At 71.7% G+C, this 17,469-nt stretch carries 14 protein-coding genes; 12 read left to right on the forward strand and 2 right to left on the reverse strand.

Translation table 11 applies throughout. The annotated features are described in order from the left end of the window. Nucleotides 1–98 precede the first annotated feature (98 nt). On the forward strand, nucleotides 99–1,109 hold the full coding sequence (locus tag ACH34Q_RS11855) for a nucleoside hydrolase (RefSeq protein WP_395982886.1): 1,011 nt from the start codon (nucleotides 99–101) through the stop codon (nucleotides 1,107–1,109). A gap of 145 nt (nucleotides 1,110–1,254) precedes the next feature. Further along, nucleotides 1,255–2,814: an amino acid permease gene (locus ACH34Q_RS11860; protein ID WP_395982887.1), complete on the forward strand. Its 1,560-nt coding sequence runs from the start codon at nucleotides 1,255–1,257 to the stop codon at nucleotides 2,812–2,814. A gap of 54 nt (nucleotides 2,815–2,868) precedes the next feature. On the opposite strand, the gene ACH34Q_RS11865 is transcribed toward ACH34Q_RS11860, so the two are convergent. Further along, on the reverse strand, nucleotides 2,869–3,555 hold the full coding sequence (locus ACH34Q_RS11865; RefSeq protein ID WP_395982888.1) for a TetR/AcrR family transcriptional regulator: 687 nt from the start codon (nucleotides 3,553–3,555) through the stop codon (nucleotides 2,869–2,871). A 142-nt stretch (nucleotides 3,556–3,697) separates the two neighbouring features. Here ACH34Q_RS11865 and ACH34Q_RS11870 point away from each other — a divergent pair, with 142 nt between their 5' ends. From ACH34Q_RS11870 to ACH34Q_RS11890, 5 genes are all read left to right on the forward strand, one after another. Then, nucleotides 3,698–4,522, forward strand: a complete 825-nt coding sequence (locus ACH34Q_RS11870) for an urea amidolyase associated protein UAAP1 (RefSeq protein WP_395982889.1) — start codon at nucleotides 3,698–3,700, stop codon at nucleotides 4,520–4,522. Further along, nucleotides 4,519–5,145 (forward strand): urea amidolyase associated protein UAAP2, encoded by a 627-nt coding sequence (locus ACH34Q_RS11875; protein ID WP_395982890.1) that lies wholly within the window; start codon nucleotides 4,519–4,521, stop codon nucleotides 5,143–5,145. Before ACH34Q_RS11870 ends, ACH34Q_RS11875 begins: the two co-directional genes overlap by 4 nt. After that, complete coding sequence (gene uca, locus ACH34Q_RS11880) at nucleotides 5,142–8,690, forward strand: urea carboxylase (RefSeq protein ID WP_395982891.1); 3,549 nt, start codon at nucleotides 5,142–5,144, stop codon at nucleotides 8,688–8,690. Before ACH34Q_RS11875 ends, uca begins: the two co-directional genes overlap by 4 nt. A gap of 20 nt (nucleotides 8,691–8,710) precedes the next feature. Continuing rightward, nucleotides 8,711–10,378: an allophanate hydrolase gene (locus tag ACH34Q_RS11885; RefSeq protein WP_395982892.1), complete on the forward strand. Its 1,668-nt coding sequence runs from the start codon at nucleotides 8,711–8,713 to the stop codon at nucleotides 10,376–10,378. A 136-nt stretch (nucleotides 10,379–10,514) separates the two neighbouring features. Next, entirely contained in the window at nucleotides 10,515–11,360 is an 846-nt protein-coding gene (locus ACH34Q_RS11890) for a hypothetical protein (protein ID WP_395982893.1), read from the forward strand. Here the strand turns inward: ACH34Q_RS11890 and ACH34Q_RS11895 are convergent. Further along, on the reverse strand, nucleotides 11,335–12,210 hold the full coding sequence (locus tag ACH34Q_RS11895) for a hypothetical protein (protein WP_395982894.1): 876 nt from the start codon (nucleotides 12,208–12,210) through the stop codon (nucleotides 11,335–11,337). The two genes, ACH34Q_RS11890 and ACH34Q_RS11895, sit on opposite strands and share 26 nt — an antisense overlap. A 241-nt stretch (nucleotides 12,211–12,451) precedes the next feature. Here ACH34Q_RS11895 and ACH34Q_RS11900 point away from each other — a divergent pair, with 241 nt between their 5' ends. The 5 genes from ACH34Q_RS11900 to ACH34Q_RS11920 all read left to right on the forward strand — a co-directional run bounded on the left by ACH34Q_RS11900 (nucleotide 12,452) and on the right by ACH34Q_RS11920 (nucleotide 17,440). Next, nucleotides 12,452–14,752 (forward strand): molybdopterin cofactor-binding domain-containing protein, encoded by a 2,301-nt coding sequence (locus ACH34Q_RS11900; RefSeq protein ID WP_395982895.1) that lies wholly within the window; start codon nucleotides 12,452–12,454, stop codon nucleotides 14,750–14,752. Nucleotides 14,753–14,762: 10 nt separating this feature from the next. Next, nucleotides 14,763–15,239: a (2Fe-2S)-binding protein gene (locus tag ACH34Q_RS11905; protein WP_395982896.1), complete on the forward strand. Its 477-nt coding sequence runs from the start codon at nucleotides 14,763–14,765 to the stop codon at nucleotides 15,237–15,239. A gap of 45 nt (nucleotides 15,240–15,284) precedes the next feature. Beyond that, nucleotides 15,285–15,668: a group 1 truncated hemoglobin gene (locus tag ACH34Q_RS11910; protein ID WP_395982897.1), complete on the forward strand. Its 384-nt coding sequence runs from the start codon at nucleotides 15,285–15,287 to the stop codon at nucleotides 15,666–15,668. 67 nt (nucleotides 15,669–15,735) lie between these two features. Next, entirely contained in the window at nucleotides 15,736–16,902 is a 1,167-nt protein-coding gene (locus ACH34Q_RS11915) for an acyl-CoA dehydrogenase family protein (protein ID WP_395982898.1), read from the forward strand. A gap of 1 nt (nucleotide 16,903) precedes the next feature. Continuing rightward, on the forward strand, nucleotides 16,904–17,440 hold the full coding sequence (locus ACH34Q_RS11920) for a TetR/AcrR family transcriptional regulator (protein WP_395982899.1): 537 nt from the start codon (nucleotides 16,904–16,906) through the stop codon (nucleotides 17,438–17,440). Nucleotides 17,441–17,469: the final 29 nt, after the last annotated feature.

A 17,469-nucleotide genomic window follows, 5' to 3' on the forward strand; every position in this document is an offset into this window, starting at 1 on the left:
CCGGCCGGATTTCGGCCTGCTCGATATTTCCCTCGTCTCCGGGACGGACGGGTAACGGCTCTATACGGCGCACCGCACCATTGATAGGGAATGGGCTTATGAGAAGAGTGCTGGGTGCCGTGCTCCTCGTATTGCCGCTGCTGGTTCCGGTGAGCGCGCACGCGCAGGGCGGGAAACCGCCGCCTGCGATCATCTTCGACACCGATATGGACTATGACGACGCGGCCGCGCTGGCCTACCTCGCCGAGGAACACCGGCTGGGCAGGATCCGGCTGCGCGCGGTGACGGTCGTCAACAACGGCGGAGGGCTGCCGGGCCGGGCGATCCGCAACGCCCGCTGCCTGGTCGAACGACTCGGGCTGCACGGCGTCCCCGTGGCCGACGGATCCGATACCGCGCCCAACGCGTTTCCCGACGAGATCCTGCAGACCGTCGACAGGGTGGTCACGTCACTGACTCCGGGATGCACCGCGACGGAGACGCCGTCGCGGGTGCGTGCTCCGCAGTTGATCCGGCGCGTGCTGAGGCAGCAGCCCGCAGCCCAGATCATCACCACCGGACCGCTGAGCAATGTGGCCGCCGCGCTGCCCGAAGCAGCGGGACGGGTCACGTCGATGGGTGGCGCCATCGGCCTGCCGGGCAATCTCTGCTGCGGTACGCCGCCGCATTTCGACGGGACGCAGGAATTCAACTACTGGATCGACCCGGCCGCCTCACGTACCGTCATCAGGCACAATCCCCGGCCGGTACGGCTGGTCCCGCTCAACGCCACCAACGACGTCCCCATCACCCTGGAGTTCATCGACCGGCTCCGAGCGGATCACCACACGCCGGCGGCCGACATCGTGGTCGAGGCCTATACCCATCCCGATATCAAACCGCTGATCGAAGCGGACCTGCTGTTCTGGTGGGATCCGCTGGCCGCGATGAGCACCGTCCACCCCGAGATCGTCCGGTCCACCAGCGGACGGGTCGATGTCGTTCCCGACGGCCCGGCGGCCGGACGCACCTTCCTCTCCGCGACGGGACGCCGGATCGACTACGGCATCGCCGCCGACCGGGCGGGCTTCGAGGAGCGCTTCCTCGACACCCTCAACGGCCGGGGATGACCGGTCGGCTCTGACCGACGGCACGTCTTGGGCGGCTCGCCGGTGAGGACTTGGACCCGGTGCGGATACGGGCATGACATGCCGCTGAAACACCCCCTGCCTAATTTCTGTCGCCTGACAGGAATTAGGGATTGGGGCTGCTGCCATGACCGCCACCGCTCCACCATCGGAAACGGCCGGTACCAGGCCGGCCGACGAGTCCGCATCGCTCGCCGGGTTCGGCTACCGGCAGGAACTGCACCGCAGCATGGGGCGCTACGCCTCCTTCGCCGCCGGGTTCTCCTTCATCTCGGTGCTCACCACGGTCTTCCAGTTCTTCGCCTTCGGGTACGCGTTCGGCGGCGGGGCCTTCTTCTGGACGTGGCCCGCCGTGCTCCTCGGCCAGTTGCTGGTGGCCGCCTGCTTCGCCGAACTCGCGGCCCGGTACCCGATCTCGGGCGCCATCTACCAGTGGTCGACCCGGCTGAGCCGCCCGACGTTCGGCTGGTTCGCGGGCTGGATCATGGTCATCGGGCAGATCGTAGTGGTCGCCGCGGCGGCGCTGGCGCTCCAGGTGGTGCTGCCCGCGGTCTGGAGCGGCTTCCATCTCGTCGGGGGCGATCCCGCGCCGACCACGGCGACCGGAGCGGCCAACGCGGCCGTCCTCGCCGGACTGCTGCTGGCCCTCACCACGATCGTGAACGTGCTGGACAACAGGGTGCTGTCGACGGTCAACCGGATCGGGGTCACCGCCGAGATCATCGGCGCGGTACTGATCATCGTGCTGCTGTTCACCCACTCCGAGCGCGGCGGGGGCGTCACGCTGCACACCGGAGGCGAGGGCGGGGCGATCGGCGCCCTGCTGGTGGGCGCGTTCGCCGCCGCGTACGTGCTGATCGGCTTCGACAGCGCGGGCGAGATGAGCGAGGAGACCCGGCATCCGCGCCGTACCGCGCCCCGGACGATCCTCATCGCCCTCACAGCCGCCGGTGTCCTGGCCACCCTCATGGTGCTCGGCGGGCTGCTCGCCGCGCCCAGTCTCACCGACGGGCGGCTGGCCTCCGAGGGCTTGGCGTACGTCCTGACCAGCAGCCTGGGTGACGGGGTCGGCAAGGCACTGCTGCTGGACGTGGCCGTCGCCATCGCGGTCGCCACGCTGGCGATCCAGACCTCCGCGACCCGGATGCTGTTCTCGATGGCCCGCGACGGAGTGCTGCCCGCATCGGGCGTCCTGGCCAAGGTGTCCTCGCGCACCGGCATGCCGGTCGCTCCCGCGCTGGTGGTGGGCGTCGCCGCGGCCGGGCTCTGCCTGCTCAACCTGGCTTCGCCGGAGGCCTTCCTCGCGATCGGGACCACCTGCATCGCCATGCTGTACCTCGCGTACGCGATGGTCACCGGGCCGATGCTGCTGCACCGGCTGCGCGGCGGCTGGTCCGCCGGCGGCGGCGGTACGGACGAGACCGGCCGGCCGCTGTTCTCGCTGGGACGGTGGGGCCTGCCGATCAACGCGCTCGCCCTGGTCTACGGGCTGTTCATGACCGTCAACCTGGCCTGGCCGCGGGCCGCCGTGTACGACCCGGAGGGCGGGCACTGGTACTTCCAGTGGTTCACCGTGCTCTTCCTCGGCGCGACCGTACTGCTCGGCGCCACGTACCGGATCCTGCGGCGACGGCGCCCGGCGGACGTGCCGGCGACCGTGCGGCCCGCACCGGCGGTGGTGCCGTAGAACGTCCATCTCGAACCCGGAGCCCTGCCCTGCGCAGGGCTCCGGGTTTTTCGTTCACTGGAGGGAGGCTGCCAGTTCCCGGGCGGCCTCGCGGGTCGCCGCCAGGTCGTCCGCGTCTACGCCCGCCACCCGCAGTGCCGCGTCCGCCGTCGCCGACGCGAAGGCCTGCACGGGACGGTCCGGGTCCGAGCGGTGGATCAGGATGACGCTCTCGATGAGCCCGAAGACGAGGTCGTTGCGGAGCACGAGTTCGCTCTTGCCCAGGCCGCCGCAGCTCTCGGTCGCCGCGAGGAGTCGTCCGTAGGCCTCCTTCAGTTCGAGCCGCACCCGGTGGAATCCGGCGAACCGTTCGGTACGGACCTCGGGCAGCAGGTAGAGGGCACCCAGGTTGTGCGGGCCGGTGCAGAGCAGCTCCACGTCCGAACGGCACAGGCACCACAGGCGGGCCTCCGCTGAGGCGGGGCCATCGTCGGCGAGCAGGCGGCGGGCGAGGCTCAGGGACGGTGTGACGGTGCCTTCGAGGAGCGCGGCGAGCAGGTCCTCCTTGCCGCCGAAGTAGTGGTACATCGTGGCCTGCCGCATCCCGGCGCGCTCGGCGATGGCCCTGGTCGACGTGGCCCCGTACCCGCGCTCGGTGAACATCCCGGCCGCCGCCGCCAGCAGTTCGTCCCGCGCGGGCAGGCCGCTGTCGGGCCGCCGCGCCGCGCGCGGCCTGCCGACCCGCCGTCCCGTGGTGCTCATGGACCGATCGTCGCACGGCCACCACCGCCGCCGATCACGGTGAGGAGTCGGTAACGCCGCCGCAACGCCCGGGAAACGGCGCCGAATCGGCCGCCACCTAATTTCTGTCGAGCGACAGAAACACGTCTCGGGAGGTCGGACCATGGAGACGACGACGGCGTACGGCGCGCGGGACCACGCCCGCGCCCAGGACGGGGCGCAGGCCGAGGCCATGCCGGTGGTACCCGCCACCGGCTGGCCCGATCCGCCCCGCGAGGCAGGCCGGCTGGTGTGGGCGGAGACCGTGGCGGGCGGCGGCTACACGCACAAGGTGCTCGCGCGCGGTACCGAACTCCGCCTCACGGACCTGCGCGGTGATGCGTGCGCCCACCTGCTGCTGTTCGTCGCGGACCGGCCGTGGGAACGGCTCAACACGGCCGACACGGTGAAGGTGCAGTGGAACGCCTATCTGGGCGAGGGGCGGCTGCTCCTGTCCGACCAGGGCCGGGTGCTGGCCTCGGTGGTCGCCGACTCCTCTGGACGGCACGACGCGCTGTGCGGCACGTCCACCCTCGTACGCAACACCGAGCGGTACGGCGACGGGACGCCGCAGTCCGCGTCCCCCGCAGGCCGGGAGTTGTTCAAGCTGGCCGCTCTCAAGAACGGGCTGGAGCCCCGCGACCTGGGGCCCTCGCTCTCCTTCTTCCAAGGCGTGGAGGTACGCGAGGACGGCGCGCTCGACTTCACCGGCTCGGCAGGTCCCGGCGCCTCCGTCACCCTCCGCGCTGAGCAGGACCTCACCGTGCTGATCGCCAACGTTCCGCATCCCGCCGACTCCCGGCCGGAGTACCTCAGTACCCCGCTGGAGGTGCTCGCCTGGCGGGCTCGCGCGACCGAACCGGGCGACGCGCTGTGGGACGCCTCGCCCGAGAGGCGCCGCGCATTCCTGAACACCGCCGAATTCCTCACCGCCAGGGGGCTCGCATGACCACTCGCACCATCGTGTCCGCGAGCACCGTCGTTCCCGCCAGGGCCGCTTGGTCCGCCGTCGTTCCGGCGGGCCGGACGCTCACCATCACCGATCTGCACGGCAACCAGGCGGTCGACTTCCTGGTGTACGACGCGCACGACACGACCGTCCGCTACAGCGCCGCCGACACCATCCACGCCCAGGGGAACATCTTCCTGACCACGGGATCGGTCCTGCTCTCCAACGAGCACACGCCGCTGATGACCGTCGTCGAGGACACCTGCGGCCTCCACGACACGGTCGGCGGGGCCTGCTCCAAGGAGTCCAACACCCTTCGCTACGGCCACCACACCTGGTCGCAGCACGCCTGCGTGGAGAACTTCCTCGCCGAGGGCTCCCGGCACGGCCTCGGCAAGCGCGACCTCGTACCGAACATCAACTGGTACATGAACGTCCCGGTCGAGAAGGACGGCACGCTCGGCATCGTGGACGGCATCTCCGCCCCCGGCCTCGAAGTCGTCCTGAGGGCGGAGACCGACGTCCTGGTCCTGGTCTCCAACTGCCCGCAGATCAACAACCCGTGCAACGGTTTCGAGCCGACCGCCGTCCGGATGACGATCGGTACCGAGGCGGCCGCATGACGCCCGCCTTCGACACGCTGCTGGTCGCCAACCGGGGCGAGATCGCCGCCCGCGTCATCCGTACCGCCAGGCGGCTCGGGCTGCGCACGGTCGCCGTGTTCTCCGACCCGGACCGGGCCAGCGAGCACGTACGACTCGCCGACACGGCGGTACGGCTCGGCCCGGCCCCCGCCAAGGAGTCGTACCTGAACGCGGAGCTCATCCTGAAGGCGGCCGTGGAGACCGGCGCCGGAGCGATCCACCCGGGGTACGGCTTCCTGTCCGAGGACGCGGGGTTCGCCCGCGCTTGCGAGGCCGCCGGGATCGTCTTCGTCGGCCCCTCCCCGGAGCATCTGGAGTTGTTCGGCGCCAAGCACACCGCCCGTGCCGCCGCCGAGGCCGCGGGCGTGCCCCTCGCTCCCGGCACCGGCCTGCTTCCCGACCTAGCCGCCGCTCTCGATGATGCCGGTCGCATCGGCTATCCGGTGATGCTGAAGGCCACCGGAGGCGGTGGCGGCATCGGAATGCGGGCCTGCCACGGGCCGGACGATCTAGCCGACGCCTGGGAACGGGTGCAGCGGGTCGCCGCCGCTTCGTTCGCCTCCACCGGTGTCTTCCTGGAACGGCTCGTCGAGCGGGCCCGCCATGTCGAGGTCCAGGTCTTCGGGGACGGCGCGGGCCGGGTCGTCACGTTCGGCGACCGCGACTGCTCCCTCCAGCGCCGCAACCAGAAGGTGGTCGAGGAGGCCCCCGCCCCCGGCCTGCCGGACCGGGTCCGCAAGGAACTGGCCGGCGCCGCCCGCGACCTGTGCGCCTCGGTGGGCTACCGCTCCGCCGGGACCGTGGAGTTCGTGTACGACGCCGCCCGCGAGGAGGCGTACTTCCTGGAGGTCAACACCCGTCTCCAGGTGGAGCACCCGGTCACCGAGGAGATCTACGGCGTCGATCTCGTCGAGTGGATGCTGCGGCTCGCCCAGGGCGACACGGCGGTCGTCCGCGAGCCCGATGCCCCGCGCGGCCACGCCGTGGAGGCCCGCGTCTACGCCGAGGACCCGTCCCGCGACCACCGCCCCAGCGCCGGCCTCCTGACACGCGTCGCGTTCCCCGCCGGCGTCCGCGTCGACTCGTGGGTGGCCACCGGGACGGAGGTCACGACGGCGTACGACCCCATGCTGGCCAAGGTGATCGCGTACGGCGGCGACCGCGCGGAGGCGCTGGAACGGCTGGACACCGCGCTCGCCGCGACCCGGATCGACGGCATCGAGACCAACCTGGGCCTGGTACGGGCCGCGCTCGTCCACCCGGACCTGCGGGAGGCCCGGCATTCCACCGCCACCCTGGCCACGGTCACCGACCCGACCCCGCGGATCGAGGTCGTCTCGGGCGGCACGCTCACCACCGTCCAGGACTGGCCCGGCCGTACCGGCCACTGGCGGGTCGGCGTCCCGCCCTCCGGCCCCATGGACGACCTGTCGTTCCGCCTCGGCAACCGGACTCTGGGCAACGCCGAGGGCGCGCCCGGCCTGGAGTGCACTCTCCAAGGCCCGGCCCTGCGATTCACCCACCCCACGACCGTGTGCGTCACCGGAGCCCCGGCCCTGGTGAGCGTGGAAGGCGACCCCGTTCCGCAGTGGGAGCCGGTGACCGTGCCCGCCGGCGCCACCCTCCGGATCGGTGCCCCCGACGAGCACGGCCTGCGCACGTACGTGCTGTTCGCAGGCGGCGGCCTGGACGTACCGGACTTCCTCGGCAGCGCCGCCACGTTCACCCTGGGCCGCTTCGGCGGGCACGGCGGCCGGGCCCTGCGCACCGGTGACGTCCTGCACGGCGGCACGGCCGAGCACGCGGGACGGCCGCTGCCGCCGGGTGAACGACCGGTGTTCGGCAACGCGTGGGAGGTCGGGGCGGTGGAGGGGCCGCATGCCGCGCCCGAGTTCTTCACCGAGGACGACATCCGCGACTTCTACGCAGCGGACTGGAAGGTGCACTTCAACTCCGCTCGTACGGGCGTGCGCCTGATCGGCCCCAAACCGCGCTGGGCCCGTACGGACGGCGGCGAGGCGGGGCTGCACCCGTCCAACATCCATGACACGCCGTACTCCGTCGGCGCGGTCGACTACACCGGCGACATGCCGGTGCTGCTCGGTCCCGACGGCCCCTCCCTGGGCGGCTTCGTCTGCCCGGCGACGATCGCCAAGGGCCAGCGCTGGAAGCTCGGCCAGCTCCGCCCCGGGGACACCGTGCGGTTCGTTCCCCTCACCGTGGAAGCGGCCGCCGGGCTGCGCCGTACGCCCCACGCGCGCCCGGTCGCGGACCGGCGGGAGATCGATGACGGCGGCGTGCTGGCCCGCCGGGAGGACGTCACGTACCGGCGAAGCGGGGACGACAACCTGCTGGTCGAGTTCGGCCCGATGGAACTGGACCTGGCGCTGCGGATGCGGGTACACGCGCTGATGGGCGCGGTCGCGGAGGCCGGGCTGCCGGGCGTCATCGACCTGACCCCCGGCATCCGCTCCCTCCAGATCCAGACCGACCCGGACGCGCTGCCTCAAGGGGAGCTGCTGGAACGCGTACGCGCCATCGAGGCCGGCCTTCCGCCGAGCGACGAGCTGGTCGTACCGTCCCGTACCGTTCACCTGCCGCTGTCCTGGGACGACCCGGCGACGCGCGAGGCCACCGCCCGGTACATGGCGGGCGTACGGGACGACGCCCCCTGGTGTCCCTGGAACATCGAGTTCATCCGCCGGGTCAACGGGCTCCCGTCCGTCGAGGACGTCCATCGCACCGTCTTCGACGCCGAATACCTCGTGCTCGGCCTCGGCGACGTCTACCTGGGCGCGCCCGTCGCCACCCCGCTCGACCCGCGCCACCGGCTGGTCACCACCAAGTACAACCCGGCGCGTACCTGGACGGCCGAGAACTCCGTCGGCATCGGCGGCGCCTACCTGTGCGTCTACGGCATGGAGGGGCCCGGCGGCTACCAGTTCGTCGGCCGTACGACGCAGGTCTGGTCACGCTGGGGCCAGGAGCCGGTGCCGTGGCTGCTCCGCTTCTTCGACCGCATCAAGTGGTACGAGGTCGGCGCGGACGAACTCCTCGAACTCCGCGCCGACATGGCCGCCGGGCGGTGGACGCCCGCGATCGAGGAGGGCACCTTCGCCCTCGCCGACCACCAGCGCTTCCTGGCCGAGAACGCCGAGTCCATCGCCGGGTTCCGCGCCCGGCAGGCCACGGCGTTCGCGGCGGAACGGGACTCCTGGGAGGCCGCGGGCGAGTTCGCGCGGGCCGAACAGGCCGCCGCACCGGCGCCCGCTCCCGCCGAGATCGACGTGCCGCCCGGCGGGCACCTCGTGGAGGCCGAGTTCGCCGCCTCCGTCTGGCAGGTCTCCGTCTCCCCCGGCGACACCGTCACGGCGGGTCAGCAGCTCCTCGTACTGGAAGCCATGAAGATGGAGGCACCGGTCCATGCACCGGAGGACGCCCGCGTCCTCGACGTCCTCACCGCACCCGGCGTCCAGGTGGAACCCGGCACTCCGCTGATCGTCCTGGCCCCACCCGCGCCATAGCCCGCCTGTTGACTCGTGGCGTGTTCGCACCGATGACCGACCGCTTCGCCGCCCGTGTCCGCGCCGCCTACGACCGCATCGCGGCGGTCGACCGTCCCGAGATCTGGATCGGCCTGCGCCCCCGGGCGGAGGTCGAGGCCGAAGCGGCGGCCACCGACCCCGCGCTCCCGCTCGCCGGCCGGCTGCTCGCCGTCAAGGGCAACATCGACGTCAGGGGCCTTCCGACCACCGCCGGCTGCCCCTCGTACGCGTACGAGCCCGCTCAGGACGCACCGGTCGTCGCGCGCCTCCGCGCGGCCGGGGCCGTGGTCATCGGCACCACCAACATGGACCAGTTCGCGACGGGCCTGGTCGGCACACGCTCGCCATACGGGGCGGTACGGAGCGCGGCCGACCCGTCCAGGATCAGCGGCGGGTCCAGCTCGGGCTCCGCCGTCGCCGTGGCGCTCGGGATCGCGGACCTGGCCCTCGGCACCGACACGGCGGGATCCGGACGCGTACCGGCGGCCTTCAACGGAATCGTCGGGCTGAAGCCGACGCGCGGTCTCGTCCCGGCCGACGGCGTCGTACCGGCCTGCGCGAGTCTCGACTGCGTGACCGTCTTCGCCCGCACGCTCGCCGAGGCCGAACGGGCGCTCGCGCACATGGTCACCGGCACCGGCGCCGCTCCCGTCCGCGCGCCCGGGCCGTGGCGTATCGCGGTCCCGGACATCGCTCAACTCGGCGAGCTGGACGAGGGCTGGGCCGAGGCGTTCCGGAGTGCCGCCGAACGTCTCGAAGCGGCCGGGGCCCGCCTCCGGCCCGTGGATCTCGCCCCGTTCGCCGAGGCGGCCGCGATGCTCTACGAAGGCGCCTTCGTCGCCGAGCGCTACACGGCGGTCGGGGACTTCATCGACAAGCACAGCACTTCGGATCTGGACCCGACCGTCGCCGGGATCATCCGGCGGGCCCGCGACATCCCCGCCCACCGGCTCTTCGCCGACCAGGCGGAACTGGATGCGCTCCGGTCCCGCGCCCGCACCGCGCTCGGTGACGCCGACGCACTGCTGCTGCCCACCACGCCCGGCCATCCCACCCTCGCGGAGGTCGCCGCCGACCCGCTGGGTTCGAACGCCCGCCTCGGCCGGTTCACCAACTCCACCAACCTCTTCGACCAGGCCGCGGTCGCCGCACCTGCCGGGACCGTGAACGGGCTGCCCTTCGGCGTGATGCTGATCGGACCGGCCCACACCGACGACCGCCTCGCCCGTATCGCCGCGCTCCTCACCCCGCCCGCCCGCGTCGCCGTCGTCGGGGCGCACCTGACCGGGCAGCCGTTGAACCTCCAGCTCCTCACCCTGGGCGCTCGCTTCGACCGTACGACCACCACCGCATCCATCTACCGCCTGTACGCACTGCCCACCGACCCGCCGAAGCCGGGCCTGGTACGGGTCTCCGAGGACGGCGCCGCCATCGAGGCCGAGGTGTGGGAACTGCCACCCGAGGGCTTGGGCGCCTTGCTCGCAGCCCTCCCTCGTCCGATGACCCTGGGCAGCGTCGAACTGGCGGACGGCAGCCGCGTACCGGGCTTCCTCTGCGAGCCCTCCGCACTGCACGGGGCCACGGACATCACCCCGTACGGAGGCTGGCGCGAGTACCTCGCCGCCCCCACGCACGGAGCCGCCGAGCCTTCTCACCCGTGGTGTTGACTCGTGGCGTGTTCGCCTGAAACGCCATGGCCGGAGGCGAACACGCCACGAGTCAACGGAAGACCGTAGCCCGTACGGCGGCCCAGTCGCCCTGAACGGCCGGCCCTTGTCAGTGGCGTGCGCTTGACTGCTCTCCATGGATGGCGAGCAGCTGGCAGCGACCGTATACCGCCTCGTCCGCACCGATTCGGGCGACTTGATCTGCGACGTGCCCGGGCATCCGGACGGCCACGCGTGCTTGCCGGTCTCCGGCGGCGTGGACGTGGACGGCCTGGTGACGACGCTCACCGAGCAGCGGTACGAGGGCCCGTTCACCGAAACCCATGGCCTGCCGCCATTGCCTCTCAGTGAGCAGGTCGGATGGACGCACGCCTGGGTGTGGGACGAGCGGGCGGTCGCGCTCGGGCAGGGCCCGGACGGACGGCCGGTCCTGGCCGTCACGGAGCGGAACATGCCGCGCCCGGACGAACTGCCGGCGGAGATGTCCTGGGTGGAACGGCTGGTCGCGATCACCGGAGGGCTACCGGCACCGGTGCCCGCGCCCGACTGGGCGGCGGTCGAGTCCCGGCTGGGCACGGCACTGCCCGGCGACTACAAGCGGCTCGTCGAAACGTTCGGCTGCGACGGCGCGTTCGACCTGTTCTTCGAGGTCTTCACCCCGGAGGCGCTGATCTGGCATGCCGATTTCTACGCCGGGGACGACCCCGCGCCGGGAGACGAGCATCCGGCCTTCCCGGCCCAGGACGGTGTGCTCGCCTGGTCGAGCAACGAGCACCAGGAGACGTTCTTCTGGATCACCGGAGGGCCCGATCCCGACCGGTGGCCCATCTACGGCGTGGACAGCCTCGGCGAGGGGAGCCGTTTCGAGAGCACGGCGACGGAGTTCCTGTTCCGCCAGATGACCGATCCGCGCCACCCCTTCTACACCACGGCGGATCTCCTCAACGGGCACTGGTTCATGAAGTTCGTCCGGACACCCTGATCGAGGATTTCCCCTCGAAGCGGGGCACCAGCACGAACGCCGTGATCAGCAGGATCGTCCCGGCGAGCAGCTGGGCCCTGGACGGCCAGGTCATGGGATCGGCCGGCGGCATGCCGGCCAGCAGCACGTAGATCTTGGCGACGACGGTCGCGACGAAGAGCAGCACCACCATCCGGCAGCGCTGCAGCGCGATCTGCAACTGGACGACCCCGACACCGACGGCGGCGACAAAGAGATACGGGTAGATGGTCGAGGTCAGGATCGTCCGGTCGAGCCCCCGGTGCACCGAGAGCGTCAGGGACAGCTCCCCCAGGCCGATGAGGATCCCCGCGCAGATGCCGTAGGCGATGCCACTGAGACGCCGGGCGTGCACTCCGGCAGGCTGCCGGTCACCGAACGCGAACAGGCCCACGGGCAGCACGATCGACGCGGCCGCGAGAACCAGCAGCACTCTGAACGGCGGTGGCTCCCACACGGAGTTCGTCGCCCCCGTGAAACACACGCCGGCGGCGAACAGCAGGATGAAGACCAGCCATTCCAGTCCCGTCACCCGCTCCCTGAACACGCCCTGCGCCACGGCCAGGAGAACGATCAGCCCGGCCAGCAGCGCCGGAGTCATCGTCTCGGGGCCGGTGCGCGACAGTGCGGCGAGCTGGAAGACCGCGCCGACGAGCATGAACGCCACGCCGCGCCACCATGAGCCGCTGGCGAGGATCCGCGCGGCCAGGTGAAGCGGCCGCGTGCCGTCCAGTCTCTCCATCCTGGCGGCGGCGGCCTTGAAGAACGCGAAGCCCAGGAAGTAGAGCCCGCTGGCGACGAAGGCCAGTGCACAGCCCTGCCAGGTGTTCATCGACCGCACCGGCCGGTGGACCGTACCAACCACCCGGCGGTGCACGCCGGGTCCGCGACCGGCATAGGCGCCCGGGACTCGCCGGCGCCGCTGACAGCGATGCGCATGAGTGGACCCTAACCCGCTATTGGCGGTCTGCCAATAGCCTCTTTTCTGTGCCATACTGCGTCGTCCTTGGTAAGCGACGGGTTACTGAGGACGACCACCCCCGCAGCAGGACAAGGCCGCCAGGAGGACCGCAATGGAGCACGACCGTCCACCGAACGATCCCGGCGAGGGCCTGCGGCGCAGGCGGTTCCTCGGCTATCTGGTCACGGCTCCGACGCTGGCGGTGGCCGTGCAGCTGGCCGGGGACTCCGCCGTGGCGGAGATCCCCACCCTTCCCCAGCCGGAGGAGATCCTCGACGTCGGCGACCTGGTACGGCTCGCGTCGGCGCCGACGTCCGGGCTGGTCGCCGTCCAGGTACACGAGGACGGGACGGCATCGTTCGCGCTGCCCCGCGCCGAGGTCGGGCAGGGGATCACCACCACCGTCGCGATGCTGATCGCCGAGGAGCTGGACCTGCCGCTGGAGAAGGTCGCCGTCACCCTCTCCGACGCCCGGCCCGAACTGCTGTTCAACCAGTTCACCGGCGGTTCCACGTCCGTCCGCTCGCTCTACACGCCGGTACGGACGGCCGCGGCGATCGCGCGGCGCCGGCTCGTGGACACCGCCGCGCGCCAATGGCGGGTGCACGCCTCCAAGCTGACCACCGAGGCCGGTGTGGTGTCGTACGGCGGCAAGCGGGCCACCTACGGGTCACTGGCGAAGGCCGCCGCGGTCACCCGTACCACCAGGGTCTCCGCATCGCTGAAGGATCCGTCCGAGTTCACCGTCGTCGGCAAGCCGACCGGGCGCGTGGACGCTCTCGCCGCCGTGACGGGACGCAAGACGTTCGGCATGGACCTGAACGTCCCGGACGCCCTGCCGACGATGATGCGCCGCCCGCCCACCATCGACGGCACGGTGGCGTCCGTCGGCAACGCCGCAGCCGTACGGGCCATGCCCGGCATCACCGACGTCGCGGCGATGAAGCACGGGGTCGCCGTGCGCGGCCGGACGTTCGGCCAGTGCATCGACGCGCTCCGGGCCCTGGAGGTGACCTGGCGTCCCGGGCCGGTCGCCGGGGAGTCCGACGGCACCGTGCTGGCGAAGCTGCGGAAGTCCGTGCCGTCACTGACCGGGCCGCCGCTGTTCAGCAGGTCCGTCGACGCCGAGTTCACCTTCATGTTCGCCAGCAACTCCCCGCTGGAGCCGGACGTGGCGATCGCGGACGTGCGGTCCGGGAGCGCCGAGATCTGGTCCAGCCTGAAGGCACCGGGGGACGCGCAGACCGAGATCGCCAAGCGGCTGGGCCTCCCGGTGACCGCCGTGAAGGTGCACGTCGTGGAGGGCGGCGGCTCGTTCGGGCGGCGGCTGCACCCGGACGCGGCGGTGGAGGCCGCGGAGATCTCCAGGAAGATGGGCAAGCCGGTCAAGCTGTCGTGGTCGCGGACCGACAGCGTCCGGCAGGGCCGCGTCCACCCGATGTGCGTCTCGCGCGTCCGCGCCACCTACCGGGGCGGGAACGTGCTCTCGTACGAGCAGCGCCATGTCAGCACCGAGACCAGCTTCAGCCACGGGTTCGGCGACATGGTCAGCTCCAACGCGGCCAAGCTGCCGATCGTCGGGAACCAGGCCGTCGCGCAGGTGTTCTTCACGCTGAGCCAGTCGTCCCCGTACAGCTTCGGCACGACCAAGCAGACGCTGACCGAGATCCCGCTGAAGTTCAGGACCGGCAGCATGCGCAACGTCTACTCGCCGAACGTGGTGTGCGCGCGGGAGCTCGTCGTGGACCGGCTCGCCGCCGCGATGGACAAGGACCCGGTGGCGTTCCGCCGCGAGTTCCTGGACGACGCGCGGCTGCGCACCGTCCTGGACAAGGCGGCCTCGGAGGGCGGCTGGGGCCGTTCCCTGCCCGGGGGCGTCGCCCAGGGCATCGGCCTGGCCGCCGAATACCGCGCCGCCTGCGCGGTCCTCGTCGAGCTCGACTGCCGTCCCGAGACCGTGAACCGGCCCATCGAGCACGGCGTCGCGGGCCCCCGCGTCACCCGGGCGCTGATCGTGGTGGACGCGGGCCTGCCGGTCAACCCGCGCGGCCTGGAGGCGCAGATGATCGGCGGCCTGAGCGACGGCATCGCGATGGGGCTCACCGCCGGCCTGCACATCAAGGACGGGATCCCGCTCGAAGGAAGCTGGGACAACTACTTCTACACGCGGCAGTGGAACACCCCGCCGCAGACCCGCGTCATCGTCCTGCCTCCCACCAGCGACGACCCCAGTGGCGCCGGCGAACTCGCGGTCGCCCCGGCCCTGGCCGCCGTGGCGTGCGCGTACGCCCGCGCCACCGGGACGATGCCGACCCGCTTCCCCATCAACCACGCGACTTTGGGCTTCGAGCCCTTCCCGCTGCAGCCGTCCACCCCGCAGTCCCCCATCGATGGCCTGGACCGCGCGTTCTAGAGGAGCCCACGTGCCGAACCACTCGTTCAAACTCAACGGCGAGCAGATCACCGTGGAGGCCGAGGACGACGTCCGCCTCCTCTGGGTGCTGCGCGACCTGCTCGGAGTCACCGGCCCCAAGTACGGCTGCGGCATCGGCGTCTGCCAGGCCTGCACGTCCCATGTCAACGGCAAGGCCGTCAACATCTGCTCGGTGCCCGTCTCGCGGATCGGCCCGGACGACGAGGTCGTCACCATCGAGGGCCTCCCCGGCACCGTGGGCCGCGACCTGCACCCCATGCAGGAGGCCTGGCTGGAGTACGACGTCGCCCAGTGCGGCTACTGCCAGCCCGGCCAGATCATGTCCGCCGTGGCCAAGGTCCGCCGGGCCCGCGCCGAAGGCCGCCAGATCACCGACGGCGACCTGGACGAACTCCGGAACATCTGCCGCTGCGGCACCTACGCCCGCATCCGCGAGGCCATCAAGTCCGCCGCCACGAAGATGTGACCCCACCCGGTGTCCTCGCTCCGACCCGATCCAGAGGAGAACGAAATGAGCATCTACGAGTCCATCGGCGGCGAGCCCGCCCTGACGGCGGTGGTGGACGACCTCTACGAGCGGATCCTCTCCGACGACATGCTGAAGGCCTTCTTCGTCGGGATGAACCGCAACCGGCTGAAGGGCCGCCAGGTCGAGTTCTTCGGGCAGGCGCTCGGCGGGCCGATGGCCTACCGGGGCCGCGCGATGAAGCCGGTCCACCTCGGGCTCGGCATCGAGCAACGGCACTTCGACCGGGTCGCCGAGCACCTGGTGGCCGCGCTCGCCGCGGCGGGCGTCCCGGCGGAGACCATCGCCGAGATCGCCGCCCTGGTCCTGCCGCTGGCCGACGACATCGTGGCCGGCAGGAACGCCTCGGGGTCGATCGCCGCCGAGTGAGCGTGCCGGAATGTGAGAACCGGAGACCCTGGCGCTCTTCCATACTCATGAGTATGGTTTCCGTACCATGGAGTATGGAGACGAGATCGTGCAGCGGGTGCGGGAGCTGGCGCCGGTTCTGACGGAACGGGCCCGGGCGGCGGAGGACGCGCGGCGGCTGTCCGACGAGACCATCGCCGACCTGGCCGGTACGGGGCTGTTCAGCATGCTGGTGCCCAAGCGGTTCGGCGGTGCCGAGCTCGGGTTCGAGGATATGGCGGCGGCGTGCCGCGAGGTTGGTGCGGAGTGCGCGTCGACCGGCTGGCTGTCGGTCATCTACACGCTGCACAACTGGATGGTCGCGCTGTTCCCGGAGCAGGCGCAGGCCGAGGTGTGGGAGCGGCGGCCGTACGCGCTGATCCCCTGCGTCCTCGCGCCGACCGGTACCGCGGAGCCGGTGGACGGCGGGTACCGGGTCACCGGCCGCTGGTCGTGGGGCAGCGGCGTGATGCACGCCGGGCACGTGATGGTGATGACGCTGGTCACCGTGGACGACACGATCGAGCCGAGGCTGTTCCTGCTGCCGCGCGAGGAGGTCACCGTCCACGATGTCTGGCAGACCAGCGGGATGCGCGGGACCGGCAGCAACGACATCGAGATCGCGGACGTGTTCGTGCCCGGCCACCGCTCGGTTCCGCTGGCCGAGCTGACCGAGGGGCGCTCCCCCGGGTCGCACGTCCATCCGGCGGCGCTCTACCGGATCCCGCTCGTCCCGGTGTTCGCGCTGACCGGAGCGGCGCCGGTGCTCGGCGTGGCCGAGGGCGTGCTGGCGCGGTTCGCCGACCGGATGCGGGACCGGGTGATGGCCTACACCGGGCAGCGGCAGCGGGATCTGATCGGCAGCCAGGTCAGGCTGGCCGCGGCGACCGCGGACCTGTCCGCCGCCCGGCTGCTGCTGGAGGACGCGCTGCGGGAGGTGTGCCGGAGCGCCGCCGAAGGCAGGGGTCTCGAGATGCGCGAGCGGGCCCGGGCCCGGATGGTGGCCGCGCATGTGGCCGGCACCGCGCGCCGGGTCGTGAACGAGCTGTGCTCGGCGGCCGGGGCCGGTGCCCAGTTCACGGACTCGCCGTTCCAGCGCGCGCAGCGCGACGTGAACACGATCTGCGGGCACGTGATCTTCGACCCGGACGCGTCGTACGCCCTCTACGGCAAGGCCGAGCTCGGCATCGACCTCGGTCCGCTGGCCATGGTGTGACATGGGGATCGGCAGGCAGGACTGGATCGAGGCCGGCTACCAGGAGCTGGCCCGCGGCGGCGAGCGCGGGCTGGCGATCACCGCGCTGGCGGCCCGGCTGCGCGTCACCAAGGGCAGCTTCTACTGGCATTTCAAGGACCGCGGCGAGCTGACGCGGGCGCTGCTGGACCGGTGGGCGTACGAGCGGACCGACGAGATGCTGGGGCTCGCGCTCGGCAGTACGGCCGACCCGCGCGAACGGCTGCGCCGCATCCAGGCGCTCGGCCGTGAGGTCGCGCCGATCGACCGGGCGATGCGGCTGTGGGCGCAGCACGACCCGGCGGCCGAGGACGCCGTGCGGCACGCCGACCGAACCCTCCTCAAGCAGATCACCGCCTGCCTGGACGACCTCGGCTTCGCCCCGGACGACGCGCGCCTGCGCGCCCTCATGATGCTGCGTACCTGGGTGGGCGGCTACCTGGTCCCGGCCCCGTTCGACGAGCCTGGCCCGTCCGCCGAGCGCACCCTGGACATCCTGCTGAGCCGCACCGAACCCTGATCAATGTGGGCCGACGTCTCGAGCTCGGA

This window comes from Actinomadura sp. 9N407 (assembly GCF_044326315.1).
Classification (GTDB): domain Bacteria; phylum Actinomycetota; class Actinomycetes; order Streptosporangiales; family Streptosporangiaceae; genus Spirillospora.

What these genes read in the sequence shown, in the direction of transcription:
- ACH34Q_RS11855 (WP_395982886.1), top strand. Translation starts at nt 99, where the DNA reads ATGAGAAGAGTGCTGGGTGCCGTGCTCCTCGTATTGCCGCTGCTGGTT.
- ACH34Q_RS11860 (WP_395982887.1), top strand. Translation starts at nt 1,255, where the DNA reads ATGACCGCCACCGCTCCACCATCGGAAACGGCCGGTACCAGGCCGGCC.
- ACH34Q_RS11865 (WP_395982888.1), bottom strand. Translation starts at nt 3,555, where the DNA reads ATGAGCACCACGGGACGGCGGGTCGGCAGGCCGCGCGCGGCGCGGCGG.
- ACH34Q_RS11870 (WP_395982889.1), top strand. Translation starts at nt 3,698, where the DNA reads ATGGAGACGACGACGGCGTACGGCGCGCGGGACCACGCCCGCGCCCAG.
- ACH34Q_RS11875 (WP_395982890.1), top strand. Translation starts at nt 4,519, where the DNA reads ATGACCACTCGCACCATCGTGTCCGCGAGCACCGTCGTTCCCGCCAGG.
- uca (WP_395982891.1), top strand. Translation starts at nt 5,142, where the DNA reads ATGACGCCCGCCTTCGACACGCTGCTGGTCGCCAACCGGGGCGAGATC.
- ACH34Q_RS11890 (WP_395982893.1), top strand. Translation starts at nt 10,515, where the DNA reads ATGGATGGCGAGCAGCTGGCAGCGACCGTATACCGCCTCGTCCGCACC.
- ACH34Q_RS11895 (WP_395982894.1), bottom strand. Translation starts at nt 12,210, where the DNA reads ATGAACACCTGGCAGGGCTGTGCACTGGCCTTCGTCGCCAGCGGGCTC.
- ACH34Q_RS11900 (WP_395982895.1), top strand. Translation starts at nt 12,452, where the DNA reads ATGGAGCACGACCGTCCACCGAACGATCCCGGCGAGGGCCTGCGGCGC.
- ACH34Q_RS11910 (WP_395982897.1), top strand. Translation starts at nt 15,285, where the DNA reads ATGAGCATCTACGAGTCCATCGGCGGCGAGCCCGCCCTGACGGCGGTG.
- ACH34Q_RS11915 (WP_395982898.1), top strand. Translation starts at nt 15,736, where the DNA reads ATGGAGTATGGAGACGAGATCGTGCAGCGGGTGCGGGAGCTGGCGCCG.
- ACH34Q_RS11920 (WP_395982899.1), top strand. Translation starts at nt 16,904, where the DNA reads ATGGGGATCGGCAGGCAGGACTGGATCGAGGCCGGCTACCAGGAGCTG.